Below are 25645 nucleotides of genomic sequence, written 5' to 3' on the forward strand. Positions count from 1 at the left end.
TTCGGGTGGTGGTACATGTTGCCTGTACCGGCGCGATGGTTGAGGGGTCGGGACATGGGGCTTGTCATTCGCCCGATTGCGGCGCTCTTTTTAGTGCTCGCTAGCGTGGCGGCGCTGCCGGTGTCGTGGGCGTTGCCCGGGGTCGCGCTGACCCTGACCGCGAACACCACCGCGCTGATCATGGGTGGCACCTTCCATCCGCTGGCCGCACCCCGGGACGGCCCGCGGTTCGTCACCGACTACCTCGACAACGCGGTGACCCGGCACCTTGATCCGGCGTTCGCGGGGTCGTCGGGCCCGGTGACCAACGCCGTGGCCGTCGTCACCCCGGAGGACTTCTTCCCGATTGGGCGGTTGACGTTCGAGACGTCGGTCGCCGAGGGCCTGGCGAACCTGCACCGCTGCGTACGGGCGGGTGCGGAGTGCGTGTTCAACGCCGACCCGGCGGTGACGCCCGGAGTCGGTACCGGTGCGCCGCAGGCCGGCGACACGCTGAGTGTGTTCGGCTACTCGCAGAGCGCCGTGATCGCCTCGCTGGCCAAACGCGACCTCATCCGGGACTACGAACCGGGCGATCCCGGTATGTCGTTCATGTTGGTGGCGAATCCGATGCGGCCCAACGGCGGCGTGCTGATGCGACTGCATCGCTGGCCGACCATCCCTGTCCTGCGGATCCCGTTCCCCGGCGCGTCACCGACCGACGGGCCCAGGCTGGCCGGCGGCGGCCCGGTGTTCCCGACCGTCGACCTGGTGCGCCAGTACGACGGGCTCGGTGGGGACTTCCCGGTGCGTCCGCTCAACCTGCTCGCCACGGTGAACGCGTTGCTCGGATACGGCCTGCTGCACGGCGAGACCGTGGACGTGCCGCTCAGGCAGGCCCGGTTCCAAGGTCATGAGGGCGACACCGACTATTACCTCGTCGAGACCGACCTCGTGCCGTTGCTCCAGCCGTTCGCGCCGTTCGTGCCCCGGCCGATCCTCAAGGCGATCGACGCGCCGCTGCGCGTGCTCATCGAGGATGCCTACGACCGTCACATCGGCCCGGGCGTGCCGAGACTCATGAGCTGGCGGCCGGTCACGAGCGTGATCGGGTTGGCGGGCAGGCTCGTCGCGTCGATCCCGGTGGCCGTCGACAACTTCACCCAAGGACTGGGACTCGGGCGCGTGCTGCGCACCACCGAACCGGGCACCTTCGGTGTCGGCGGTCCGGACCTACCGGCCGGCGCCTCGCCGGAAATCAGAAACGATGCGGCGCAACGGGAGTCCGGTCTTGCGTCGGGGAAAAGCGAACATGGCGGCGGGGACGAGGAACCCGCAGGCGGCGGCACGGGGCCCCCGGCCCGAACCGAGATCGAGCTCGCAGAACCCGACGAAGAGGCCGAGCTCGCTGAACCCGACGAAGAGGTCGAACTCGCGGAACCCGACGAAGAATCGGCGCAGCACGTCGACCCGACGTCGCCAGAAGCCGAAGAGCGGCATCCGGTGACACCCGCCGAGCGCGAGGACACCTCAGACGTACCGTCGGACCGGGACACCTCCGATGTGCCGTCGGACCGGGACACCGCCGACGCGGCCTGAGCGTCGCACCCGTGCCCGCCCGGTCCGGCGTGGTATCAACAGCCCGTGAGGCTGTTCGCCCTCTTCGCGCTGGCGCTGGCCGGTGCCGCCTGCGCGGCGCCGCCGGAACCGGTACCGGCGCCCGCCCCGTCGCCGGCGGTCGATCACACAGTCAACCCGGCGCGCATCGACCGCGCCCGCGACCGCCTGCCCGAGGACTACGAGGTGACCGCCTACACCGGGCCGCCGTCGCCGTTCGCCGTGTGGGGCCTGAGCGACACACCCACCGTCGATCCCGGACACTGCGCGGTGCTGGGTGCGCCTGCGGTCGATCCGGTCACCGCGCGGGGATGGTCGGCCTCCGGCCCTGGCGGGATCGTCTACGCGCTGGTCGCCGGCACCGCCGACGCGGCGCCTGCTGCGCCGCCCGACGAGGGCTGCTCGCAGTGGACGGTGGCGTCGGGGCACACGACGGGTGTGGTGACCGGCGTGCCGGGTCCGGACATCCCCGCCGCCAGGACCGTCGGGATGAGCAGTGCCGCCACCACCGTCGTCGAGGGCGGCACCGAGACCCGCACGCATGCCGAGACCTTCGTCGCCTACCTGGGTGACCACATCTGTTTCGTCGCGGTGCTCACAGACCCCGGGTCGCCGCACCCCGTGCTCAGTCGTGATTTCGCATCCGGACTGCTCGCCGAAACGGTGTCGGCGCTGCGCGGTTGAGCCGGGCTGCCCGGGTACATTGGCGGCGATGTCAAACCCTCCGAGCCTCCGGGCGGCCGCCGCGGTGATGTGCGCGGCGCTGGCAACCGCGTGCGGGGCCGCGCAGTCCGAGGATCACTCCAACGCCGACATCGCCCGGGTCTCGGACCTGAAAGCCGACTTCCCGGCGTCGTTCACGGTCCACTCGGTGGGTCCGGCGGCCATCGACCCGCAGTACCTGACCGCGCAGAAGCTGCCGCCCGGGCTGACCTTCGATCCGGCCGACTGCGGGCAGGCCGCCGACGAGCAGGCCATCCCTGACGGCGTCAAAGGCAACATGGCGGCCACCACCGCCGAGGGTGACGGTGTGCGCTACATCGTGATCGCCGTCGAGACCTCCGAGCCCGTTTCCGCCAACACCCCCGCCGACCAGTGCCGCAAGGTGAGCTTCAACGGGCCGGGGATGCGCGGCCTCGTCGAGGTCGTGGAGGCCCCGCAGATCGACGGTGTGCACACCGTCGGCACCCACCGGGTGCTGCAGACGACGACGGCGCAGGGGCCGCGCACCGGCGAGCTGTACAACTACGTCGCCCATTTCGGGACGTTCATCGTGATCGTGACCGCCAACCCGCTGGTGGTCGCCGACAAGCCGGTGGCCCGGGTGGACACCCAGCGCGCCCGCGACCTCGTCGCGCAGACGGTCGGGCTGGTCAGGGGCTGAGCCGTCGTCACCGGACGTCGTGGGGGCGGAACTGGATGCTGATGCGCGGACCGGTGGGCCGCGCGGTCTTCGGCACGGCGTGTTCCCAGGTGCGCTGGCACGAGCCGCCCATCACCAACAGGTCGCCGTGGCAGTGACGGAGCCGCAGCGACGGTCCGCCGCCGCGCGGGCGCAACGCGAAAACCCTTGTCGCGCCCAGACCTACGATGGCGACCATGGTGTCGTCGGTACTGCTGCGGCCGATGTTGTCGCCATGCCAGGCGACGCTGTCGTTGCCGTCGCGGTAAAGGCAGAGGCCGGCGGTGACGAACGGCTCGCCGAGCTCCCCGGCGTACGCGTCGTTGAGGCGGCGGCGCAGCTGCTTCAGGCGCGGATGCGGTACGGGGTCGTCGAGCAGGTTATGGAAGCTCACCAGGCGCGGCACGTCGAGCACCCGGTCGTACATCTGGCGCCGCTCGGCACGCCACGGGATCTGATCACGCAGCTCCCTGAACAGCGTGTCGTCGGCTGAACCATCCTGGAACAGCCACCCGGACCGCACCTCCAGCCACGCGCCGCCGCCGAGGTCGCGGCGGTCGGAGGGGTCGAACAGAGAGCTTTGCACAGCCGGCTCCATACCCTGCACTCTATCGCACACCCGTTCGAAGACGGTGTGAACATCGGGAACCGGAACCCTCAGAGCCGGGCTGCGCCCGGGCCCTCCTCGGCGAGCATGTCGCCGGGATTGGCCAGCGCGCACACCTTGAGGCTCAAGCACCCGCAGCCGATGCAGCCCGCGAGATTGTCGCGCAGCCGTTGCAGATGCAGGATGCGCTGATCGAGATCCTGCCGCCACCCCGCCGAGAGCCTGGCCCAGTCCTTGCTGGTGGGCACCCGGTCCGACGGCAGGGTGGCCAGCGCTTCCCGGATCCGGGCCAGCGGGATGCCGAGTCGCTGCGACATCCGGATGAACGCGACCCGGCGCAGTGTGTCGCGCGAGTAGCGGCGCTGGTTCCCGCCGGTGCGACGGCTGGTGATGAGCCCAGCGCGTTCGTAGAAATGCAACGCCGACACCGACACCCCGCTGCGCACCGACATCTCGCCCGGCGTGAGTTCGTGGGGCCGCTCCATGACCTCAACCCTAGTTGAGGTGGCGATCCGGGTTACGGTGCTAGACGTGACTGAAGCCGCGCTCGGGTGCAACTCGGAAGTCGGCACGCTGCGGGTTGTGATCCTGCACCGGCCAGGGCCCGAACTGCAGCGGCTGACGCCCCGCAACAACGACACGCTGCTCTTCGACGGGCTGCCGTGGGTGGCCAGGGCCCAGCAAGAGCACGACGCGTTCGCCGAGCTGCTGCGCTCGCGCGGCGTGGAGGTGCTGCTGCTCGGTGACCTGCTGACCGAGGCGCTGGCCAAGAGCGGCGCGGCCCGGATGCACGGCATCTCCGCCGCGGTCGATGCGCGCCGCCTCGGAGTGCCGCTGGCCCAGGAACTCTCGGCGTACCTGCGCACCCTGGAGCCCGCCGCGCTGGCCCGGGTGCTGATGGCCGGGATGACGTTCGACGAACTGCCGTTCGGGGAGCACGAGCTGTCTCTGGTGCGGCGCATGCACCACGGCGGGGACTTCGTCATCGACCCGCTGCCGAATCTGCTGTTCACCCGCGACTCGTCGTTCTGGATCGGCCCGCGGGTGGCGATCACATCGCTGTCGATGCACGCCAGGGCGCGCGAGACCTCCCTGACCGATCTGATCTACGCCCACCACCCCCGATTCCTCGGGGTGCGGCGGGCGTATGAGTCACGGTCGGCGCCGATCGAGGGAGGCGACGTGCTGCTGCTGGCGCCCGGTGTGGTGGCCGTTGGAGTGGGGGAGCGGACGACGCCGGCGGGCGCGGAGGCGTTGGCGCGCAGCCTGTTCGACGACGACCTCGCGCACACCGTGCTGGCGGTGCCCATCGCCCAGGAACGCGCGCAGATGCACCTGGACACGGTGTGCACGATGGTCGACACCGATGCCGTGGTGATGTACCCGAACATCCAGGATTCGTTGACGGCGTTCACCATCCGGCGCGAGTCCAGCGGGGTGAAGATCGACCGTGCCGCACCGTTCGTCGACGCGGCGGCCCACGCGATGGGGATCGGCAAGCTGCGGGTGATCGACACCGGGCTGGACCCCGTCACCGCCGAGCGTGAGCAATGGGACGACGGCAACAACACGTTGGCACTGGCGCCGGGTGTGGTGGTGGCCTACGAGCGCAACACCGAAACCAATGCGCGCCTTATGGATGCGGGCATCGAAGTGCTGCCGATCGCGGCCTCGGAGCTCGGCACCGGCCGTGGCGGGCCGCGCTGCATGTCGTGTCCGGCCGGCCGCGACCCGCTCTAGCACTTCGCGAAACCGCCATCACGGTAGCGGATCGCGACAGCTGACTACCGTGGTGGCGGTTTCGCGAGGCGAACGCGGCTACCGCCAGGACGGCAGCCAGATCTGCATGTTCCACGTCTGCTGGGAGATCGGCAGCCCGGTCAGGATCGGGTACAGCCACGCGAAGTTCGTGATCACCAGCGCCACATAGCTGCACACCACCAGCAGCCCCAGGGTCCGCCGCTCGGCGTTCTGCCCCGGTTTGTACAGGATGTCGCCGAGGATCATCGCGATGATCATCACCAGGAACGGCGCCATGGTCGCGGCGTAGAAGAAGTACATCTGCCGGTCGATGTCGGCGAACCAGGGCAGGAAGCCGGCGCTGTAGCCGACCAGCAGCGCGGCATACCGCCAGTCCCGCTTCACGAACGACCGCCACACCGCCCAGGCCAGCACGGGCACCGCGAGGAACCACAGCGCCGGCGTGCCGACCAGCATCACCGCTTTGACGCACGACTGCGCACCGCACCCCGACACGTTCTCGGTGTCGATCGCGTACAGCACCGGGCGCAGCGACATAGGCCAGGCCCACGGCTTGGACTCCCACGGGTGGTGGTTGCCGTCAGCATTGGTCAGGCCGGAGTGGAAGCGGTAGGCCGCGTAGGTGTAGTGCCACAGCGACCGGAGGGCGTCCGGGACCGGCAGCGCACTGTCCGGTCCGAGGGAGCGTCCCACCTGATAGCGGTCCACGGCGGTCTCGGAGGCAAACCACGGCGTGTAGGACGCCAGGTACACCCCGAACGGGATCAGTACCAGCGCGTACAGTGCCGGACCGACGTCGCGGCGGAAGGCGCCCAGCCACGGCCGCGGCACGTGGTACTGCTTGCGGGCGGCGACGTCGAACGCGACGGTCATGATGCCGAAGAACATCACGAAGTACAGGCCCGACCACTTCGTCGCGCATGCCAGCCCGAGCAGCACACCGGCGCCGAACCGCCACCACCGCACCCCCAGACGCGGCCCCCACGCCGTCTCGGCGATCCGGCCTTCCAGAAACGCCACATGCATCCGTTCCCGCACCTGGTCACGGTCGACGATCAGAGCGCCGAACGCCGCGACCACGAACACCGTCAGGAAGCCGTCCAGCAGCGCGGTCCGGGCGGTGACGAAGCTGACGCCGTCGGCGATCAGCAGCAGGCCGGCGACCCCACCGACGAGGGTGGATCGGCTGATCCGGCGTGCGATGCGCACCACCAGCAGCACCAGGATGACCCCGCACACCGCGCCGGTGAATCGCCAGCCCAGGCCGTTGTAGCCGAAGATCGCCTCGCCGAGCGCGATCAGCTGCTTGCCGACGGGCGGATGCACCACCAGGCCGTAGCCGGGATTGTCCTCGACCCCGCCGTTGTGCAGCATCTGCCAGGCCTGCGGCGCGTAGTGCTTCTCGTCGAAGATCGGGGTGCCCGCGTCGGTGGGGGAACCGAGGTTCAAAAACCTGGTGATCGCGGCGAGCGCGGTGATCACGGCGGTCATCACCCAGCCCCGCATCCGGTCCAGCGGGCCGAAGTCGGCGACCGGGATCACCGGGCCGGGGCTGATGACCGGGACCGAGCGACCGCTTCTGTGGAGTTGGTCGGCGAAGGTGCTCTCGCTCCTCACGTCCGCGGTGGCGCTCACGCCTGCGATCGTAGGCTGTGTGGCATGACGGCCGGACGACTGTTGGTGGCCGCCACGCCGCTGGGGCAGCCCTCGGATGCGTCGGCGCGGCTGGTGCGGGCGCTGCGCAGCGCCGACGTGATCGCCGCCGAGGACACCCGCAGGGTCCGCACGCTGGCGACGGCGCTGGAGGTGAAGCCCGCCGGGCGGATCGTCAGCCTCTACGACCAGAACGAGGCCTCCCGGGTGCCCGCGCTGCTCGACGACATCAAGGGCGGTGCGACCGTGCTGCTGGTCAGTGACGCGGGGATGCCGTTGATCAGCGACCCCGGTTATCGGCTGGTGGCGGCGTGTGTGGACAACGAGCTGCCCGTGCAATGCCTGCCCGGCCCGTCGGCGGTCACCACCGCGCTGGCCGTCGCCGGCCTGCCGTCGGAACGGTTCTGTTTCGAGGGCTTCGCGCCGCGCCGACAGACCGCCCGTCGCACCTGGCTGCAGTCGCTGGCCGCCGAGCCGCGCACCTGCGTGTTCTTCGAGTCACCGCGCCGGCTTGCCGAGACCCTCGGCGACGCCGTCGAGGTGCTGGGCCCCCGACGCCGCGCGGCGGTGTGCCGGGAACTGACCAAGACGCACGAGGAGGTCGTCCGTGGCACCCTCGGGGAGCTCGCCGAATGGGCCGCCGACGGGGTACTGGGCGAGATCACCGTGGTGCTGGCCGGTGCGACGCCGTCGGCGGACCCGGCGGAGCTGGTGGTCGAGGTGAACCGTCTGGTCGACGACGGCATGCGCGTGAAGGACGCGTGCGCGCAGGTGGTCGCTGCCAATCCGGGCGCCCCGTCCAAGCGCGAGCTCTACGACGCGGTGCTACGCGCGCGCCAGTGAGCCGGCGCCACGGCCGATGATCGGGGCGGCCTTGTGCAGACACTCCTCCCACTCGCGGGTGGGGTCGGAGTCGGCGGTGATGCCTCCGCCGACGCCGAGCACCGCGCTGCCGTCGGCGGCGAACTCCACCGTGCGGATCGCGACGTTGAGCTCGCAGCCCGCCACTGGTGAAGCCAGACCTATTGTGCCGCAGTAGATCCCGCGTCGTGACGGCTCCCATCCGGTCAGCAGCCGCCGGGCCCGGGTCTTCGGGGTGCCGGTGACCGACGCCGGCGGGAACGTCGCTTCCAGCAGGTCGGCCATCGGCAGGTCGGTGGGCACCCGGGCCGACACCGTCGAGACCAGATGCCACACGCCGGGAGCCGGCCGGACCGCCAGCAGTTCGGGCACCGACACCGAACCCGTGCGGGCGACCCGGCCCAGATCATTGCGGACGAGGTCGACGATCATGATGTTCTCCGCGACGTCCTTGACCGACGCCCGCAGCGCCGCCGGGTCGGCGGTGTCGGGCAGCGTGCCCTTGATCGGGCTCGACGTCACCGCTTCGCCGCGGCGGCGCAGGAACAGCTCCGGCGACAGCGACGCCACCGCACCCCAGTCCCCGGCGACGAACGCGGCGCGGGCCGGCGCCGTGCGCGCGGCGACCTTGGCGAAGAAGTCGGCCGGTGTGCCGTGGAGGGTGCCGGCGAACTGTGTGCACACGCACGCCTGGTACACCTCGCCGGCCGCGATCGCCTCCAGGCAGTCCAGCACCCCGCGCCGGTGCGCGTCCCGATCGGCCTCACTCCAGGTGATCACCGCGTCCCGCTCGGCCGGAGCCGACCGCAGGGCTTCCTCGACCCAGCCGGGAAGCGTTGCGCCGGTAAGGTTCTCATGCCACCACAGCCCGTCGCGGTCGCACCGCAGCACCGCGTCCGACCAACCGCCTGCGGCCTCCGGGATCCGCGGGCCCAGCCCGTCGGCGCCCGGATCGGGGTAGGACAGGTAGCCGAACCAGCCGCCGCCCACCGGGCCGTCCCGCCGGTCGCCGGGGACGACGTCGAAAACGGTTTGCGGCGCGACCGCGCGGGCGTGCAGCGACGGCGCGATCACCGCGCGGGAGCCGAACCAGTCTCCGGTCAGCGCAGCCGGCGGGGGCAGGCCGCGCTGTGCCGCCGCGGCCGCGAGCGCGCGCAGCACCGCGGGGGCACTGCCCAGATCGCCGAGTCGCTCGATGCGCACCGGGTCATTATCGGCTGATCTGGCGGGGCACCATCACGCCCGCCAACTTCTCCGGGTTGCGCATCGCGTAGAAGTTCGTGATCCGGCCGTCGACCACCTCGAACGTCACCACGCCCTCGAGGTTGTCGCCGAGGTAGAGCACCAGCGCGGGCGCGCTGTTGTAGATCGCCGGCTCGACCCGGCCCTCGGTCCCGGCGAGCCGGACGAAGCCCAGGATCAACCGGGCCACCCGGTCAGCGCCGGCCACCGGCCTGCGGGCCGCGCTGACCTTGCCGTCGCTGTCGGCGGTCCACACCACGTCCGGCGCGAGCATCGTCAGGAGGCCGTCGAGGTCGCCGGTGGCGGCGGCGGAGAAGAACTTCGTGGTGATCTCAGCGGACAGTTGCGGGTCGACGGGCTCGAACCGCTTGCGCCTCGACTGCACGTGTTCGCGGGCGCGGTGGGCCATCTGCCGGACCGCGGCGGCCGACTTCCCGAGCGCCGCGGCGATCTCGTCATGTTCGAATCCGAACACCTCGCGCAGCACGAACACCGCGCGCTCGTCCGGACTCAGCGTCTCCAGCACCACCAGCATCGCCATCGACACCGATTCGGCGAGTACCACGTCCGCAGACGGATCCGCTTCTGTGAGAAGAGGTTCCGGCAGCCACGGGCCTACGTACTCCTCCCGCCGCCGGGACTGTGCGCGCAGCGCGTTGAGCGCCTGCCGGGTGACGAGCTGGGCGAGGTAGGCCTTGGTGTCGGCGACCCGGGACAGGTCGACCTCGGCCCAACGCAGGTAGGCTTCCTGCAGCACATCGTCGGATTCCGTAGCGCTGCCCAGGATCTCGTAGGCGATGGTGAACAGCAGCGGACGCAGATGCGTGAACCGTTCGGCGTGTTCGTCACCCGGGGTGGTTGTCATCGGACGGGCACCGCCTCGGCGGCGATCAGCGCGGAGCGGTCCGGGCCCTTCAGCGAGCGGTAGGAGCCGGGCTTACGCGCTTCGGCGCCAAGCCATTTCAGTGTGAACCGGCACACCTGCTCCTTGACGAACGCGCCCGCGCGCCCGCCGATGTACAGGTTCACCGGGGTGTCATCCTTGTGCTGCAGCTGCACGGTGCCCGCGCCGCGACCCAGGCTGATGCACTGGCCGCTCATCGGCACGGTGGCGTCGGCGGGCGCGGTTCGCGCGATCCTGGCCAGCACGGTGTCGGCGGCCTGTGCGCCCAGCGGCAGCCCTGCCTGGCAGCTCATCCGGTACGGCAACCCCGACGGCGCCGCGGCGTCGCCGGCCGCCACGATGCGGTCGTCGTCGACGCTGGTCAATGTCTCGTGGGTGATCACGCGGCCTACCCGGTCGGTCGTCAGACCGCTGGCCGCGGCCAAGCCGGGCACACCGAAACCGGCGGTCCACACCGTCACCGCGCTCGGTACCGTGGTGCCGTCGGCCAACGCCACATGGTCGGCGCCGACGGAGACGACGAAGGACGCCACGGTAATCACCCCGAGCCTGCGCAGCCGCTTGCTCACCGAGCGCTGTCCGGCTCGGCTCAGCGACGGGCCCACCACCGGGCTGACCAAGGTCACCCGACGGCCCCCTTCGGCAAATTCCGAGGCCGCTTCTATTCCGGTGAGCCCACCGCCGACCACCACGATCGGGGCGGGGGTCGCCACATCCGCCAGCCGCTCACGCAACCGGGTGGCCTGCTCTAATTCGCCCAGCGGGTAAGCGAACTCGGCGGCGCCGGGTACGGCGGCAGGCACGTCGCCGGTGCTGCCGAGGGCATACACCACGTAGTCGTAGTCCAGCGTGCCGCCGGATCCGAGGGACACCTGGCGGGCGGTCGCATCGATGCGGTCAGCGGTGTCGACCACCAGCTGCACGCCGGTGTTGAGGACCGCGCGGAAATCCTCGACGGCGTCGTCGTTTCCGGCGGCGAGCTGGTGCAGCCGGATGCGCTCGACGAACTGCGGCCGGGGGTTGACCAGGGTCACCCGGATGTCGTCACGTGACATCAACCGGTTGGCTGCCATCACGCCGGCGTAGCCGCCTCCCAGCACGATCACGTGGGTCTGCGGTGCGGTCATGGTGTCTCCTCTCGACGGGGCTTGTGCCCTCAAGACACCGCGCGGCGCCGATCTGTGACATGTGGCCGCACTATGTGGCGCAGATCACTAAACCAGACCCAGCGCCAACATCGCGTCGGCCACCCGGATGAACCCGGCGATGTTGGCGCCGACGACATAGTTGCCGGGTTGGCCGTACTCGTCGGCGGTGACCAGGCAACGGTGGTGGATGCGGCGCATGATCTGCTCGAGCCGCTGCTCGGTGTCGGCGAAGGTCCACGAGTCGCGCGATGCGTTCTGCTGCATCTCCAGCGCGCTGGTCGCCACCCCGCCCGCGTTGGCGGCCTTGCCGGGTGCGAAGACCGCCCCGGCGTCGGAGAACTGTTTGATCGCGTGGGGCGAGCACGGCATGTTCGCGCCCTCGGCGACGATGCGGCAGCCGTTTTTGATCAGCGCGGCGGCTTCGTCACCGTTGATCTCGTTCTGGGTGGCGCACGGGATCGCGATGTCGCAGGGCACCTCCCACACGTTGCGGTTCTCCACTGCCCTCGCCCCGCCACCGCGCAGCTCCGCATAGTCCGACATCCGGCCGCGGCGCACCTCTTTGACCTCTTTGAGCAGCTCGAGGTCGATGCCCTTCTCGTCGACGACATAGCCGCTGGAGTCCGAGCACGCCACCACGGTGCCGCCGAGCTCGTGGACCTTCTCGATCGCGTAGATCGCGACGTTGCCCGAACCGGACACCACGACGTTCTTACCCTCGAACGTGTCGCCGGAGGCTTTGAGGATCTCGTTGATGAAGAACACCGTGCCGTAACCGGTGGCCTCGGTGCGTACCTGGGAGCCGCCCCAGGTCATGCCCTTGCCGGTGAACACCCCGGACTCGTAGCGGTTGGTGATGCGCTTGTACTGCCCGAACATGTAGCCGATCTCGCGCGTGCCGACGCCGGTGTCACCGGCCGGCACGTCGGTGTACTCGCCGAGATGCCGGTACAGCTCGGTCATGAACGACTGGCAGAACCGCATCACCTCGCCGTCGCTGCGGCCCTTCGGGTCGAAGTCCGAGCCGCCCTTACCGCCGCCGATCGGCATACCGGTCAGGGAGTTCTTGAAGATTTGCTCGAAGCCGAGGAACTTCACGATGCCCAGGTACACCGACGGATGGAAACGCAAGCCGCCCTTGAACGGTCCGAGCGCGGAGTTGAACTCCACCCGGAAGCCGCGGTTGATCTGCACCACGCCTCTGTCGTCGATCCAGGGCACCCGGAAGATGATCTGGCGCTCCGGTTCGCACAGTCGCCGGATCACCGCCGAATCGACGTAGTCCGAGTGCTTCTCGACCACCGGGCCGAGGCTGCCGAGCACCTCGTAGACGGCCTGGTGGAACTCGGCCTCACCCGGATTGCGTTGGGCCACTTCGTCATAGATGTCTTGCAGTTTTTCGTGAAGGTCAGTCAACTCTCAGTCCACCTGGTAGCGAGGGAAAACACCGGACGGAGCGGGCAGGGCGGTGCCCGGTGCCAGCCGCGTCGCGATGGTGTCGAAGGAGCGCTGGTCCGCGGGCCGGCCCAGCAGGTCGAGCAGTCTGGCCGTCGAGGCGGGCATCACGGGCTGGCTCAGGAGCGCGGCGATGCGCACCACCTCCAAGGTCGTGTAGAGCACGGTCGCGAACCGGTCCGGGTCGGTCTTGCGCAGCACCCACGGCTCCTGCGCGGAGAAGTACCGGTTGGCCGCGCCCAGCACCGACCAGATCGCCTCCAGTGCAAGGTGCATCGCCGTCGCCTCGAAATGACCGCGGACACGTTCGAGCAGCGCGTCGGCCGCGGCGAGCATCTCGGAGTCCTCGGCGGTGAACGCGCCGGGCTGGGGCACCACGCCGTCGAGATTCTTGGCCACCATCGACAGCGAGCGCTGTGCCAGGTTGCCGAACTCGTTGGCCAGGTCGGCGTTGATCCGCGAGATGATGCCTTCCTCGCTGTAGCTGCCGTCCTGCCCGAACGGCACCTCGCGCAGCAGGAAGTACCGCAGCTGGTCCACCCCGAACGTGTCGACCAGATCGGTCGGGTCGACGACGTTGCCGACGGACTTGCTCATCTTCTCGCCGCGGTTGAACAGAAAGCCGTGTGCGAACACCTTTTTCGGTAACTCGATGCCCGCCGACATCAAGAACGCGGGCCAGTACACGGTGTGGAACCGGATGATGTCCTTGCCGATCATGTGCAGATCGGCCGGCCAGTACCGCCGGAAGTCCGCCGACTCGGTGTCGGGGAAACCGACGCCGGTCAGATAGTTGGTCAGCGCGTCCACCCACACGTACATGACGTGGTCGGGGTGGTCGGGCACCGGCACACCCCAGTCGAACGTGGTCCGCGAGATCGACAGGTCGCGCAGCCCGCCGGAGACGAAGCTGACCACCTCGTTGCGCCGCACCTCGGGCTCGATGAACTCCGGGTGCGCCTGATAGTGGGCCAGCAGCCGGTCGGTGTAGGCCGACAGCCGGAAGAAATAGGTCTCCTCTTCGGTCCAGGTCACCGGAGCGCCCGTCTCGGTGGCGACCCGGACGCCGTCCTCACCCACCGTGGTCTCGGCCTCGGTGAAGAAGCGTTCGTCACGCACCGAGTACCAGCCGGAGTACTTGTCGAGGTAGACGTCGCCCGCGTCGACCATGCGGGTCCAGATCGCCTTGGACGCTTCGTAGTGGTCGGCGTCGCTGGTGCGGATAAACCGATCGAAGGAGATGTTCAGTTTCTCCTGAAGCCGCTGGAACACATCGGAGTTGCCGCGTGCCAGTTCGGCGGTGGGGATCCCCAGCTTGGCCGCGGTCTCGGCCATCTTGAGCCCGTGCACATCGGTGCCGGTCAGGAACCGGACGTCGAAGCCGTCGAGCCGCTTGAAGCGGGCGATCGCGTCGGTGGCGACGTATTCGTAGGCGTGTCCGACGTGCGGATCGCCGTTGGGGTACGCGATCGCCGTCGTGATGTAGTAGGGCTGACTCATTTGGGGTTCACCCTAGAGTGTGGGCCGTGAGTGCCAAGCGAGAGCCGCCGCCGATTCCGGAGCCTCTCACCCCGCTGATCGACGCTCACACCCATCTGGACGCCTGCGGCGCCAGAAATGGCGACGACGTGCGCGCCATCCTGGACCGCGCCGCCTCGGCGGGGGTGCAGGCCGTCGTGACCATCGCCGATGACCTGGAAGCGGCGCGGTGGGCCGCCGACGCGACGGACTGGGACCCGCGGGTGTACGCCGCGGTGGCGCTGCATCCGACCCGGGCCAACGCGCTGACCGACGAGGCTCGCACCGTGATCGAGCGTCTGGCCGCGCATCCGCGCGTGGTCGCGGTGGGGGAGACCGGGATGGACTTGTACTGGCCGGGCCGGTTGGACGGCTGCGCCGAGCCCGCCGAGCAGCGCGAGGCGTTCGCGTGGCACATCGACCTGGCCAAGAGCACCGGGAAGCCGCTGATGATCCACAACCGCGACGCCGACGCCGCGGTGCTCGACGTATTGCGCGCCGAGGGGGCGCCCGAGACTGTGATCTTCCACTGTTTCTCGTCCGGCGCCGCAATGGCCCGCACCTGCGTCGACCAGGGCTGGGTGCTCAGCCTGTCCGGCACGGTCAGCTTCAAGAATGCCCGTGACCTGCGGGAAGCCGCCGCGCTGATTCCGCCCGAGCAGCTGCTGGTCGAGACGGACGCACCGTTTCTGACCCCGCATCCGTTCCGCGGCGCGCCGAACGAGCCCTACTGCCTGCCTTACACTGTGCGAGCGCTGGCCGACGTGGTCGGCCGGTCGGCCGAGGCGATCGCGGAGCAGACTTCCGTTACGGCGAAACGGGTGTACGGCCTGGCGAGTTGCTGGTCCTAGACCTTTTCGTTACCGTCTTGTGACGAAATGCGGGTCGGCCGCTTGAGCCGTCCGTGATGCCAAAGTCGGGGATAGACGACATTTTGAATGCATTGATAAAACTCCACCAGACGCGCTCGCCGTTGATGCGGGCTCTGGTCGCGGTGACTTTGCTGGCCTTGATCTTCGCCGGCGCGACCGCGGTGGCCACGCACAAGACGGTCACGCTGACCGTCGACGGGGTGTCGATGTCGGTGCCGACGATGAAGTCGCGGGTCATCGACGTGGTGACCGAGAACGGATTCGACGTCGGCGAGCGGGACGACCTGTACCCGGCGGCCGAGACGCCCGTCCACCAGGCCGACACCATCGTGCTGCGTCGCAGCCGGCCGCTGGAGATCTCCACCGACGGTGGAGGCACCGAGCAGGTGTGGACGACGGCGTCGACCGTCGACGAGGCGCTGACCCAACTGGAGATGACCGACAAGGCGCCGGTGGCGGCCTCGCGCGGCAGCCGGCTTCCGCTGGACGGCATGGCACTTCCGGTCGTGAGTCCCAAAAACGTGCAAATCGACGACGGCGGAGCGCTTCGCTCGGTGCGCCTGGCGGCGCCCACCGTGGCCGCCCTGCTGGATGCCGCCGGAGTGCCGCTTCAGCAAAGCGATACCGTGTTCCCGGCGGCGTCGGCGCCGCTGGAGGACGGGATGGCTGTCAAAGTCACCCGGGTGCGCATCGCCAAGATGACCGAGCGGCTGCCGCTGGTTCCGAACAACCAGCGCGTCGAAGACGTGACGCTGAACATGAGCCGGCAGATCGTCGAGGATCCGGGTGCTCCTGGCGTCCAGGACGTGACGTTCGCGGTCGCGACGGTCAACGGGGTGGAAACCGGCAGATTGCCAGTAGCCAATGTCGTGATCGCTCCGGCCCGCGCTGGTGTGCTGAGAGTCGGCGCGAAACCGGGCACCGAGGTTCCGCCGGTGAGCAACGGGCACACCTGGGACGCCCTGGCGCGCTGCGAAGCCGGAGGTAATTGGTCCATCAATACCGGCAATGGCTATTTCGGTGGAGTCCAATTTGATCAAAACACCTGGGAGCGCAACGGTGGTCTGAGGTATGCTCAGCGGGCAGATCTGGCAACAAGAGAAGAGCAGATCGCGATTGCTGAGGTAACCCGGGCGCGCCAAGGTTGGGGGGCGTGGCCCACGTGTAGTGGGAGGATCGGTGCGTCGTGACAATACGACTGCTCGGACGAACTGAAATACGGCATCTGGCTAAGTCGATCGACTTCCGGCCACGCAAGTCCTTCGGACAGAACTTCGTGCACGACGCCAACACCGTGCGCCGTATCGTGTCAGCGTCCAGTGTCAACCGGTCGGACCACGTGCTCGAGGTCGGCCCGGGACTCGGCTCGCTGACTTTGGCGTTGCTGGATCGCGGCGCGAAAGTCACCGCCGTAGAGATCGATCCAGTGCTGGCCACTCAGCTTCCGACCACGATCGCCGCCCACTCGCACAGCGAGGCGAACCGGCTGACCGTGCTGAACCGGGACATTTTGACGTTCAAGCAGTCGGACATGACCGAGATGCCGACCGCGCTGGTTGCCAACCTTCCGTACAACGTGGCGGTGCCGGCGCTGCTGCACCTGCTCGCCGAGTTCCCGTCGATCCGCACTGTCATGGTGATGGTGCAGGCCGAGGTCGCCGAGCGGCTCGCGGCCGAGCCCGGCGGCAAGGACTACGGGGTGCCCAGCGCGAAGGTCCGGTTCTTCGGCAACGTCCGCCGCTACGGCATGGTGTCGCCGACGGTGTTCTGGCCGATCCCGCGCGTGTACTCGGGCCTGGTGCGTATCGACCGCTACGAGACCTCGCCGTGGCCGACCGACGCCGAGTTCCGCGAGCAGGTCTTCGAGCTCATCGATGTGGCGTTCGCCCAGCGCCGCAAGACGTCCCGCAACGCGTTCGCCGAGTGGGCCGGATCCGGCAACGAGTCGGCCAGCCGCCTGCTCGCCGCCAGCATCGATCCGTCCCGCCGAGGGGAGACGCTGAGCATCAACGACTTCGTCCGGTTGCTGCAGCGCTCCGCGGACTGGCACGTGGTGCCCAAGTCGGCGATTGCCTCGGCCGAGGACACGGCCGAGGACGTCGACACGGCCGAGAAGGACGCCGAAGTCCCGACGGCCTGACCCCCCGCCGAATCACGTTCCACGCGGTCAAATCCATGTGAGCGCCGCACCGGGCGCGGTTTCGGCGCCCGCAGGACACCCAGAACGACCCCGGCCGTGCGCCGGGGTCGTCCTTTTTCGTTAGTGTTCGTGCAGTGTCCGCGCGTGACGGTAATACGGCATTCGACCGGGTCCCTACGGGTTCCGTCACGGTCCGGGTGCCGGGCAAGGTCAACCTGTACCTCGATGTCGGGGATCGCCGAGACGACGGCTACCACGAGCTGACCACGGTTTTCCATGCGGTCTCGCTGCTCGACGAGGTCACCGTGCGTGCCGCCGACGTGCTGTCGCTGGAGATCTCCGGCGAGGGTTCCGACGCGCTGCCGACCGATCACCGAAATCTCGCCTGGCGGGCCGCCGAACTGATGGCCGAGCACGTGGGTCGCGCCCCAGACGTCGCGATCTCGATCGAGAAGACGATCCCCGTCGCCGGCGGCATGGCGGGCGGCAGTGCGGACGCGGCCGCGGTGCTGGTGGCGATGAACGCGCTGTGGGAGCTCGGCGTTCCCCGGCGCGACCTGCACGCGCTGGCCGCCCATCTGGGCAGCGACGTCCCGTTCGCGTTGCACGGCGGCACGGCGCTGGGCACCGGGCGGGGCGAAGAGCTGGCGACCGTGCTGGCGCGCAACACGTTCCACTGGGTCCTGGCGTTCTCGCCGGGCGGCCTGTCCACCGCGAAGGTGTTCGCCGAGATCGACCGGCTCCGCGCCGAGCAGGGCCGCACGTTGCCGCCCCGGCTGGAGTCACCCGAGCCGGTGCTCGCCGCGCTCGCCTCCGGCGATCCCACCGAGCTGGCCCCGCTGTTGGGCAACGACCTACAGCCGGCCGCGCTGAGCCTGGATCCGGGGTTGCGCCGCACACTGCGGGCCGGTGCCGAGGCCGGCGCGCTGGCCGGCGTGGTGTCGGGATCCGGACCGACGTGCGCGTTCCTGTGCGCGACGGCCGGCGCGGCCGTCGACGTGGGCACCGAACTCGCCGGGGCGGGGGTCTGCCGCACCGTGCGGGTGGCCACGGGGCCGGTGCACGGCGCCCGGGTGGTGCCCAGTCCGTCCGCCGCTGGTTGAGATCGCAATCAGGTGTGACACATCCCTCAATACGCGCGCTCGTTTGGCAGTTACTTAAGGGTTGCTTAAGATGAGCGACGGTGAGTGACAGCGGTCGAGCAAGGGACGCATTGGTTTACCCCTCCGGTCTGACCGGCGGGCTGCGAACCGGTGTCGGTGCGGCATCCGACCGCGCTTGCGCAACATCACCGATTCGAGACACAACCGCTCCCCAAATGTTTGCGCGCCTCCGCGAAAAGGCCGCTCAACAGGCGGAGCATGGCAAACGGGCATGTGCACCGGGGCAGATGTCGGCGAGGAGGTCGTCGTGAGCAGATTCACCGAGAAGATGTACCGCAGCGCCCACACCACCGGGCGGGGCATGGTCACCGGCGAGCCGCACGAGCCGGTCCGGCATACCTGGGGTGAGGTCCACGAACGCGCCAAGCGCATCGCCGGCGGCCTGGCGGCGGCCGGCGTGGGACGCGGCGACGCCGTCGGGGTGCTCGCGGGCTTCCCGGTCGAGATCGCTCCCACTGCGCAGGGGCTGTGGATGCGCGGCGCCAGCCTGACGATGCTGCACCAGCCGACTCCCCGCACCGACCTGGTGGTCTGGGCCGAGGACACCATGAACGTCATCGGCATGATCGAGGCCAAGGCCGTCATCGTGTCCGAGCCGTTCCTGGTCGCGATCCCGGTGCTCGAGGAGAAGGGCATCAAGGTCCTCACGGTCACCGACCTGCTCGAATCCGAGCCGATCGAGCCGATCGAGGTCGGCGAGGACGATCTCGCGCTGATGCAGCTGACATCCGGCTCGACGGGATCTCCCAAAGCAGTGCAGATCACCCACCGCAACATCTACTCCAACGCCGAGGCCATGTTCATCGGCGCGCAGTACGACGTCGACAAGGACGTCATGGTCAGCTGGCTGCCCTGCTTCCACGACATGGGAATGGTCGGCTTCCTGACCATCCCGATGTACTTCGGCGCCGAGCTGGTCAAGGTCACGCCGATGGACTTCCTGCGCGACACCCTGCTCTGGGCCAAGCTCATCGACAAGTACAAGGGCACCATGACCGCGGCGCCGAACTTCGCGTACGCGCTGTTTGCCAAGCGGTTGCGCCGCCAGGCCAAGCCGGGCGAGTTCGATCTGTCCACGCTGCGTTTCGCACTGTCCGGCGCCGAGCCCGTCGAGCCTGCCGATGTCGAGGACCTGCTCGATGCCGGTAAGCCGTTCGGCCTGAACCCGGGTGCGATCCTGCCTGCCTACGGGATGGCCGAGACGACGCTGGCGGTGTCGTTCTCGCCGTGCGGCAAGGGCCTTGTCGTCGACGAGGTCGACGCCGACCTGCTCGCCGCGCTGCGCCGCGCGGTCCCGGCGACCAAGGGCCACACCAAGCGACTCGCCGAGCTCGGCCCGCTGCTGACCGACCTGGAGGCCCGCGTCATCGACGACCACGGCAACGTGATGCCGCCCCGCGGCGTGGGCGTCATCGAGCTGCGCGGTGAATGCGTGACGCCCGGCTACATGACCATGGGCGGCTTCATCCCGGCTCAGGACGAGCACGGCTGGTACGACACCGGCGACCTCGGCTACCTGACCGAGGACGGCAACGTGGTGGTGTGCGGCCGCGTCAAGGACGTCATCATCATGGCCGGCCGCAACATCTACCCGACCGACATCGAGCGCGCCGCCGGCCGCGTCGAGGGTGTGCGCCCGGGCTGTGCGGTCGCGGTGCGGCTGGATGCCGGGCACTCCCGCGAGACCTTCGCGGTGGCGGTGGAGTCCAACAACTGGCAGGACCCCGCCGAAGTGCGCCGCATCGAGCACCAGGTGGCCCACGAGGTCGTCGCCGAGGTCGACGTCCGGCCGCGCAACGTCGTGGTGCTCGGGCCGGGCAGCATCCCCAAGACCTCGTCGGGCAAGCTGCGCCGCTCCACCTCGGTCTCGCTGGTCACCTAACCGCGAGCGTGCGTGTCTGCGGCCGACACGCCGTCAGTTTCGCCGACTTCACGCACGCTCACCGCGCGGCGACCGGCGGCAGGTACTCAGCGACCAGAGTTCGGTGCCACCACCGCCGTTCCTCACGCAGCTCCTGCCACGTCGTGAACCGGTACTCGAACAGCCGCGCCCGGATGTACCGCGGCGGCGCGTCGGGAAACGGATTGTGTCCGAGCAGGCGAAGCGTCGCGGCATCGTTGCGCAGCAGCCGCACGACCAGCGGCCGGAACCAGTCCTGCGCGTAGGCCGGTGACAGCGCCGCGAACCACATCAGCCAGTCCAGGCGAAGGTGGTAGGGCGCCCACTGCCGGGGGATCCGGCGCGGATCGCCGGGTTTTCCCTTGAAGCCGTACTCCTTCCACACCGTCTGCTCCGCGGGCGCCGGCTCGTCGGTCCCTTCGATGATCACCTCGTACCGGACCCGCGCGATGCTGCCGAACGCGCCGTAGGTGTTCACCAGGTGAAAGGGGTTGAACGACGCGTTCATCCGCTGCCGGCGTCCGAGCATGTTGCGCACCGGCCAGTAGCTCAGCACCGCGGTCAGCACGGTGGCCGCGATCACCAAGGCGACGAACCACGCCGGCGGCCCGGGTGCTGTCGGGGGAGCGGGCAGCGGCACCACCCGGCCGAGCACGGTCTGGTCCACGGCGCTGAACGCCAGGATGATCGTCAACCAGTTCAGCCAGGCGAAGTTCCCGGACAGCACCAGCCACAACTGCGTGACGATCACGATCCCGGCAGCCACCGTCGCCACCGGTTGCGGAGCGAACAACGCGAAGGGCACGACCAGCTGGGCGACGTGGTTGCCCGCCACCTCGACACGGTGCAGCGGCTTGGGCAGGTGGTGGAAGAACCAGCTCAGCGGACCCGGCATCGGCTGCGTCTCGTGGTGGTAGTCCAGGCAGCTCAGGTCGCGCCAGCACGGATCGCTGCGCATCTTGATCAGGCCGGCGCCGAACTCCACGCGGAACAACAGCCAGCGCGCCAGCCACAGCGTCAGCAGTGGCGGTGCCGTGTCGTCATTGCCCAACAGCATGGCCAGGAAACCCGCCTCCAACAACAAGGACTCCCAACCGAATCCGTACCAGCGCTGCCCGACGTTGACGATCGACAGGTACAGCACCCACAGCGCCAGCCACGTCAGCGTGGCCGCCCACAGCGGCACCAGGTCATCGGCGCCCGCGACCAGGGCCGCCGCCACCACGGCCCCGCTCCAGCAGACCGCGGCGAAGAAGCGGTCGGAGTAGTGGAGATGGAACAGGCTTGGGGCGACCCGGAACGACACCTGCGCGACGAACCGCGGCACCGGGAGCATCCCGTGCGCACCGATCAGGGCGCGGAACTGGCGGGCGGCGCCCACGAACGCGATCAGATAGATCAGTGCCACACCCCGCTGCAGCACCTCCCGGGCCAACCAGTACCCGGGCGCATCGAACCACTCCGCGGACACGTCTCCAGTAGACGCCGCCGCGGCGCCCGGCGGGGAGCAAAAGCGTTCGCTCGATGTCGGTGCGCGCCTATACCGTCGAGGGCATGGAATCGGCGATCGAGGCCATCGACCTGGTCAAGCGGTTCGGCACCGAGACGGCCGTGGCCGGTGTCAGCTTCGCGGTGCCCCCGGGCACCGTGCTGGGCCTGCTCGGTCCCAACGGCGCGGGCAAGACCACGACTGTGCGGATGATGACGACGCTGACCGAACCGACCAGCGGCACCGCCCGGGTGGCCGGATACGACGTGCGCACCCAGCCCGACGAGGTGCGGCGCCACATGGGACTGACCGGTCAGGTCGCCACCGTCGACGAACTGCTCACCGGGCGTGAGAACATCCGGATGATCGGCGGCCTCTACGGGATCCGGCGCAAGGACCTCGACCGGCTGGGGGGCCAACTGCTTGACCAGTTCTCGCTCAGCGACGCCGCCGACCGGGTGGTGAAGTCCTACTCCGGCGGGATGCGCCGGCGGCTCGACCTGGCGGTCAGCCTGCTCGCGTCGCCTCCGGTGCTGTTTCTCGACGAGCCCACCACGGGCCTGGACCCGCGCAGTCGTAGCGAACTCTGGGACGTCCTGCGCGGCCTCGTCGCGCAGGGCACCACGTTGTTGCTGACGACCCAATACCTGGAAGAGGCCGACCAACTCGCCGACAACATCGTGGTGATCGACCGCGGCCGCATCATCGCCGAGGGCTCGCCGTTGGAGCTCAAGCAGCAGGCAGGCCAGGCCAGCCTGGTGGTCACCGTCGCCGACAGCGGCGATCTTGAGCAAGCCCGGACGCTGCTGGGACAGGGTGGTGCCGAGGTGTACGTCGACGCCGGCGCGCGCCGGCTGACCGCCGCGGCCGACGGGCTCGACGACATGATCCGGGTCGCGGGTCTGCTGCGCGACCGCGGCGTCACCGTCGACGACATCGGATTGTCCCGGCCCAGCCTCGACGACGTGTTCCTGACGTTGACCGGGCACCGCACCGAAGACAGTGAGGAGATCGGCGCATGACCGCCCTCGACAGCAAGCCGCAGACGCCGGTGCGTCCGCAACCGGTGCCCATCCGGCCCACCAATCTGGCGCAGCAGTCCTGGATCATGGTGAAGCGCAACATGATCCACACCAAGCGGATGCCCGAGATGCTCAGCGACGTGACCGCCCAGCCGATCATGTTCGTGTTGCTGTTCGCGTTCGTGTTCGGTGCGTCGATCACCAACACCGGCGGCGCGTCGTACCGGGAGTTCCTGCTGCCGGGCATCCAGGCGCAGACCATCGTGTTCTCGGCGTTCGTCGTCGCCTCCGGGATCACCGCCGACGTCGAGAAGGGGATCATCGACCGCTTCCGCTCGCTGCCCATCTCCCGCTCCTCGGTGCTGATAGGCCGCAGCATCGCCAGCGTCATCCACTCGTCACTGGGCGTGGTCGTGATGGCGCTGACCGGGCTGGCGATCGGCTGGCGGATCCGCAACGGCGCCGGCGAAGCCGTGCTGGCGTTCGCGCTGCTGCTGCTGTTCGGTTTCGGGATGATCTGGTTCGGCATCCTGATCGGCTCGTTGATGCGCACCGTGGAGGCGGTCAACGGCGTGATGTTCACGGCGTTGTTCCCGGTGACGTTCCTGGCCAACACGTTCGTGCCGACCGAGCCGATGCCGCACTGGCTTCGCGTGATCGCCGAATGGAACCCGGTGTCGTCGCTGGCGCAGGCGATGCGGGAGCTGTGGGGCAACGGTGGGCCGGCGCCGGCGAGTGCGCAACTGCCGCTGCACCATCCAGTGCTGGCGACGATCCTGTGGTCGCTGGCGTTGACGGCGATCTTCGCGCCGTTCGCGCTGTATGCCTACAAACGCCGGACCGGCGGTTAGCCCGAGGCGGCGATCGCCTCGTCGGCCAGCCGCTGATAGACACGCCACCACACCGACTCGTGGGCGGCCGGCGTGATCAGGCCCTGTTGTAACTGCCGGTCGGCGTCCATCAGCTCGTCGGCCAGCGCGAGTAGCCGATCGCGGGCCTGCCGCGCCTCGGGGCAGGGGTAGCCGGCCCGCACCGCGACGGTCACCGCACGGACCCGCGTGCGCTGCGTTCCGACGCGCATCATCGCGACAACCGCGGCGGACACCGTCAGCGCCGTCGAGACCGCCAGTGCCTGCCCCGGTCCGAGAGCGTGGGTCAAAGTGATCTGGCAGGTGAGCCACAGCGCCGGGGCCCACACCTGCCAGCCGAGGGCGATGCGCAGTGCGACGCGTTCGCTATCGGTGATCCCCGGCGGATACACGGCCATCCGGTAGCGGATCATGCCGGTGCGGTCCGGCCGGACCGTCAGCGAGCCCCAGCGGCGGTCCCCGAGAAGCAGACGATCGCGGACTCGGCGCAGTCGCAGGGAGCCGGTGCGGTTCACATCTGCGGTCTACCCGCTCAGCTCGGCGGGAACCGTCCGGACCGCCCCGTTTCCCGGGGCATCTAAATATGGTCTGCTATACCCAGCAGGGGCCGACAAGTTACCCAAGCGAAATCCTCGCCGAAATCGCATTCCACGCGGCATTTTTCGAGCCCTGGCCGCGCGGAATGCGATTTCGGCGGAACTGAGGCTCAGCTCCAGGCGTGGACGGTGTTCTGCGCCGGCTCCAGGCCTTGGGCGATCAGCAGCTCGGTGGCGTCGGCGGCCTGCTCGACGATCGTCGGAACCTCTTTGCGTTCGACGCTGTTGAAATTCTCCAGCACGAAGCCGGCGCCGGACTTGTGGCCGGGAGGGCGGCCGATACCGACCCGGACCCGGTGAAAATCGTTGCTGCCCAACGCCGAGGACACCGATCTCAGTCCGTTGTGGCCGGCCACTCCACCGCCGCCCTTGAGCCGGATCCGGCCGAAGTCGATGTCGAGTTCGTCGTGGATCACGACAACGTCGGTGGGGGCCACCGAGTAGAACTTCGCCAACGGCCCGACCTGCCGACCGGATTCGTTCATGTACACGCGCGGCTTGGCCAGCACCACCGAGCGGCCCGCAAGCCGCCCGGTGGCCACTTCGGCGCCGGACTTCTTGTGCACCTTGAACTTCTCGCCCATCCGGTCGGCGAGGACGTCGACGACCATGAAGCCGAGGTTGTGCCGGGTCGTCGCGTAGTTCGGCCCCGGATTGCCCAGGCCGACCACGAGTACGGGTTCGGCCATGACGGGGTCTGCCTACTCGGACTCGGGGGCGGCTTCGCCCTCGGCGGCCTCGCCCTCGCCGGCTTCAGCGGCTTCGGCGGCCTGCTCCTCGACCGACGCGCCGCCGCCCTCGGACTCCAGCTCCTCGGCGGTCGGCGCCGCGACCACGTTGACGACCAGCGTCTCGGGGTCGGCGACCAGGGTGACACCCGAGGGCAGCTCGATCTGGGAGGCCAGGATCTGGGTGCCTTCCTCGGCGCCCTCGACCGACACGGTGAACTGCTCGGGGATGGACTGGACGTCGGCCTCGATCTCGATGGTGGCGGCTTCCTGGGTGACCAGCGTGCCGGGGGTGGCGTCACCCTCGACGACGACGGTGACCTCGACGTTCACCTTCTCACCGCGGCGGACCACCAGCAGGTCGGCGTGCTGAATGTTGCGGCGGATGGGGTGGATCTCGATGGCCTTGGTCAGCGCCAGCTGTTCCGTGCCCTCGATGTCGAGCGTCAGCACCGCGTTGGTGCCGGAGTTGCGCAGCACGGCGGCGAAATCCCGCGCGTTCAGTTCCAGATGCTGAGGATCGATGCCGTGGCCGTAGAGAACAACCGGGACGCGGCCTTCGCGGCGCGCGCGACGCGAGGCGCCCTTACCGGTGGCGCGGCGGACCTGCGCGGTCAGATTGTTGGGCGGGTTCTTCGCCATGATGTGTGCTCCTGTGCCGGTGATCGCTGTGTCTGGGCACGGCCAGGGTCGCACTTCGATGAAGTCGCGGGTTCCCG

Annotated in this window: 24 protein-coding genes; 12 read left to right on the plus strand and 12 right to left on the minus strand. The window is 69.2% G+C overall.

Annotation, left to right across the window (positions count from 1 at the left end; all coding sequences use genetic code 11):
- The first annotated feature begins 93 nt into the window (after positions 1–93).
- Genes ACTWP6_RS04285 through ACTWP6_RS04295 form a run of 3 tightly spaced genes read left to right on the plus strand, consistent with a single transcriptional unit; the run spans position 94 to position 2980 of the window.
- On the plus strand, positions 94–1578 hold the full coding sequence (locus ACTWP6_RS04285; protein WP_443186913.1) for a PE-PPE domain-containing protein: 1485 nt from the start codon (positions 94–96) through the stop codon (positions 1576–1578).
- A 45-nt stretch (positions 1579–1623) separates the two neighbouring features.
- A complete protein-coding gene (locus tag ACTWP6_RS04290; protein ID WP_443186914.1) occupies positions 1624–2280 on the plus strand; it encodes a DUF5642 family protein in 657 nt (218 codons plus the stop codon).
- Positions 2281–2308: 28 nt separating this feature from the next.
- A complete protein-coding gene (locus ACTWP6_RS04295) occupies positions 2309–2980 on the plus strand; it encodes a DUF5642 family protein (RefSeq protein WP_260755106.1) in 672 nt (223 codons plus the stop codon).
- 7 nt (positions 2981–2987) lie between these two features.
- Here the strand turns inward: ACTWP6_RS04295 and ACTWP6_RS04300 are convergent, their stop codons facing one another.
- Together ACTWP6_RS04300 and soxR are read right to left on the minus strand one after the other, a co-directional pair.
- Positions 2988–3596: an alpha-ketoglutarate-dependent dioxygenase AlkB gene (locus ACTWP6_RS04300; protein WP_443186915.1), complete on the minus strand. Its 609-nt coding sequence runs from the start codon at positions 3594–3596 to the stop codon at positions 2988–2990.
- A gap of 59 nt (positions 3597–3655) precedes the next feature.
- On the minus strand, positions 3656–4090 hold the full coding sequence (soxR, locus tag ACTWP6_RS04305; protein ID WP_260755104.1) for a redox-sensitive transcriptional activator SoxR: 435 nt from the start codon (positions 4088–4090) through the stop codon (positions 3656–3658).
- A 46-nt stretch (positions 4091–4136) separates the two neighbouring features.
- Between soxR and arcA the strand changes: the two genes are divergently transcribed.
- Positions 4137–5345, plus strand: coding sequence for an arginine deiminase (gene arcA, locus ACTWP6_RS04310; RefSeq protein WP_260755103.1), 1209 nt, complete (start codon positions 4137–4139; stop codon positions 5343–5345).
- A 78-nt stretch (positions 5346–5423) separates the two neighbouring features.
- On the opposite strand, the gene ACTWP6_RS04315 is transcribed toward arcA, so the two are convergent.
- Complete coding sequence (locus ACTWP6_RS04315) at positions 5424–6872, minus strand: dolichyl-phosphate-mannose--protein mannosyltransferase (RefSeq protein ID WP_260758264.1); 1449 nt, start codon at positions 6870–6872, stop codon at positions 5424–5426.
- 153 nt (positions 6873–7025) lie between these two features.
- On the opposite strand from ACTWP6_RS04315, the gene rsmI reads away from it, so the two are divergent.
- Positions 7026–7862 (plus strand): 16S rRNA (cytidine(1402)-2'-O)-methyltransferase, encoded by an 837-nt coding sequence (rsmI, locus tag ACTWP6_RS04320; protein ID WP_260755102.1) that lies wholly within the window; start codon positions 7026–7028, stop codon positions 7860–7862.
- Here the strand turns inward: rsmI and ACTWP6_RS04325 are convergent.
- The 5 genes from ACTWP6_RS04325 to metG all read right to left on the minus strand — a co-directional run bounded on the left by ACTWP6_RS04325 (position 7845) and on the right by metG (position 14129).
- A complete protein-coding gene (locus ACTWP6_RS04325; protein WP_443186916.1) occupies positions 7845–9083 on the minus strand; it encodes an aminodeoxychorismate synthase component I in 1239 nt (412 codons plus the stop codon). The genes rsmI and ACTWP6_RS04325 overlap by 18 nt on opposite strands.
- Positions 9084–9090: 7 nt before the next feature.
- The gene (locus tag ACTWP6_RS04330; protein ID WP_443186917.1) at positions 9091–9987 is read right to left on the minus strand and encodes an RNA polymerase sigma-70 factor; all 897 of its coding nucleotides are present in this window, start codon (positions 9985–9987) and stop codon (positions 9091–9093) included.
- On the minus strand, positions 9984–11153 hold the full coding sequence (locus ACTWP6_RS04335; protein ID WP_260755099.1) for an NAD(P)/FAD-dependent oxidoreductase: 1170 nt from the start codon (positions 11151–11153) through the stop codon (positions 9984–9986). The genes ACTWP6_RS04330 and ACTWP6_RS04335 overlap by 4 nt, the downstream gene beginning before the upstream one ends.
- Before the next feature lie 87 nt (positions 11154–11240).
- A complete protein-coding gene (gdhA, locus tag ACTWP6_RS04340; protein WP_260755098.1) occupies positions 11241–12590 on the minus strand; it encodes an NADP-specific glutamate dehydrogenase in 1350 nt (449 codons plus the stop codon).
- 3 nt (positions 12591–12593) lie between these two features.
- Entirely contained in the window at positions 12594–14129 is a 1536-nt protein-coding gene (metG, locus tag ACTWP6_RS04345; RefSeq protein WP_260755097.1) for a methionine--tRNA ligase, read from the minus strand.
- A gap of 17 nt (positions 14130–14146) precedes the next feature.
- Here metG and ACTWP6_RS04350 point away from each other — a divergent pair, with 17 nt between their 5' ends.
- The 5 genes from ACTWP6_RS04350 to ACTWP6_RS04370 all read left to right on the plus strand — a co-directional run bounded on the left by ACTWP6_RS04350 (position 14147) and on the right by ACTWP6_RS04370 (position 20204).
- Positions 14147–14998, plus strand: a complete 852-nt coding sequence (locus ACTWP6_RS04350; protein ID WP_443186918.1) for a TatD family hydrolase — start codon at positions 14147–14149, stop codon at positions 14996–14998.
- Positions 14999–15081: 83 nt separating this feature from the next.
- Entirely contained in the window at positions 15082–16209 is a 1128-nt protein-coding gene (locus ACTWP6_RS04355; protein WP_260755095.1) for a resuscitation-promoting factor, read from the plus strand.
- Positions 16206–17159, plus strand: a complete 954-nt coding sequence (rsmA, locus tag ACTWP6_RS04360; RefSeq protein ID WP_260755094.1) for a 16S rRNA (adenine(1518)-N(6)/adenine(1519)-N(6))-dimethyltransferase RsmA — start codon at positions 16206–16208, stop codon at positions 17157–17159. The genes ACTWP6_RS04355 and rsmA overlap by 4 nt, the downstream gene beginning before the upstream one ends.
- A gap of 134 nt (positions 17160–17293) precedes the next feature.
- On the plus strand, positions 17294–18262 hold the full coding sequence (locus ACTWP6_RS04365; RefSeq protein ID WP_260755093.1) for a 4-(cytidine 5'-diphospho)-2-C-methyl-D-erythritol kinase: 969 nt from the start codon (positions 17294–17296) through the stop codon (positions 18260–18262).
- Between the two features lie 307 nt (positions 18263–18569).
- A complete protein-coding gene (locus ACTWP6_RS04370; RefSeq protein WP_443186919.1) occupies positions 18570–20204 on the plus strand; it encodes a fatty acyl-AMP ligase in 1635 nt (544 codons plus the stop codon).
- Between the two features lie 58 nt (positions 20205–20262).
- Here ACTWP6_RS04370 and ACTWP6_RS04375 read toward each other — a convergent pair whose 3' ends face one another.
- On the minus strand, positions 20263–21693 hold the full coding sequence (locus tag ACTWP6_RS04375) for a lipase maturation factor family protein (RefSeq protein ID WP_443186920.1): 1431 nt from the start codon (positions 21691–21693) through the stop codon (positions 20263–20265).
- 53 nt (positions 21694–21746) lie between these two features.
- On the opposite strand from ACTWP6_RS04375, the gene ACTWP6_RS04380 reads away from it, so the two are divergent.
- Both ACTWP6_RS04380 and ACTWP6_RS04385 read left to right on the plus strand, forming a co-directional pair.
- Positions 21747–22733 carry an ATP-binding cassette domain-containing protein gene (locus ACTWP6_RS04380; RefSeq protein ID WP_260755090.1) on the plus strand — a complete coding sequence of 329 codons (987 nt, stop codon included), beginning with the start codon at positions 21747–21749 and terminating at the stop codon, positions 22731–22733.
- The gene (locus tag ACTWP6_RS04385; RefSeq protein WP_260755089.1) at positions 22730–23584 is read left to right on the plus strand and encodes an ABC transporter permease; all 855 of its coding nucleotides are present in this window, start codon (positions 22730–22732) and stop codon (positions 23582–23584) included. The genes ACTWP6_RS04380 and ACTWP6_RS04385 overlap by 4 nt, the downstream gene beginning before the upstream one ends.
- Here ACTWP6_RS04385 and ACTWP6_RS04390 read toward each other — a convergent pair.
- The 3 genes from ACTWP6_RS04390 to ACTWP6_RS04400 all read right to left on the minus strand — a co-directional run bounded on the left by ACTWP6_RS04390 (position 23581) and on the right by ACTWP6_RS04400 (position 25568).
- Positions 23581–24117, minus strand: a complete 537-nt coding sequence (locus ACTWP6_RS04390; protein ID WP_443186921.1) for a DUF6611 family protein — start codon at positions 24115–24117, stop codon at positions 23581–23583. The two genes, ACTWP6_RS04385 and ACTWP6_RS04390, sit on opposite strands and share 4 nt — an antisense overlap.
- Before the next feature lie 191 nt (positions 24118–24308).
- Entirely contained in the window at positions 24309–24887 is a 579-nt protein-coding gene (gene pth, locus ACTWP6_RS04395; RefSeq protein WP_260755087.1) for an aminoacyl-tRNA hydrolase, read from the minus strand.
- A gap of 12 nt (positions 24888–24899) precedes the next feature.
- The gene (locus ACTWP6_RS04400; protein WP_260755086.1) at positions 24900–25568 is read right to left on the minus strand and encodes a 50S ribosomal protein L25/general stress protein Ctc; all 669 of its coding nucleotides are present in this window, start codon (positions 25566–25568) and stop codon (positions 24900–24902) included.
- Positions 25569–25645 lie beyond the last annotated feature (77 nt).

Source organism: Mycobacterium sp. 4D054 (assembly GCF_052245755.1).
Taxonomy (GTDB): Bacteria; Actinomycetota; Actinomycetes; order Mycobacteriales; family Mycobacteriaceae; genus Mycobacterium.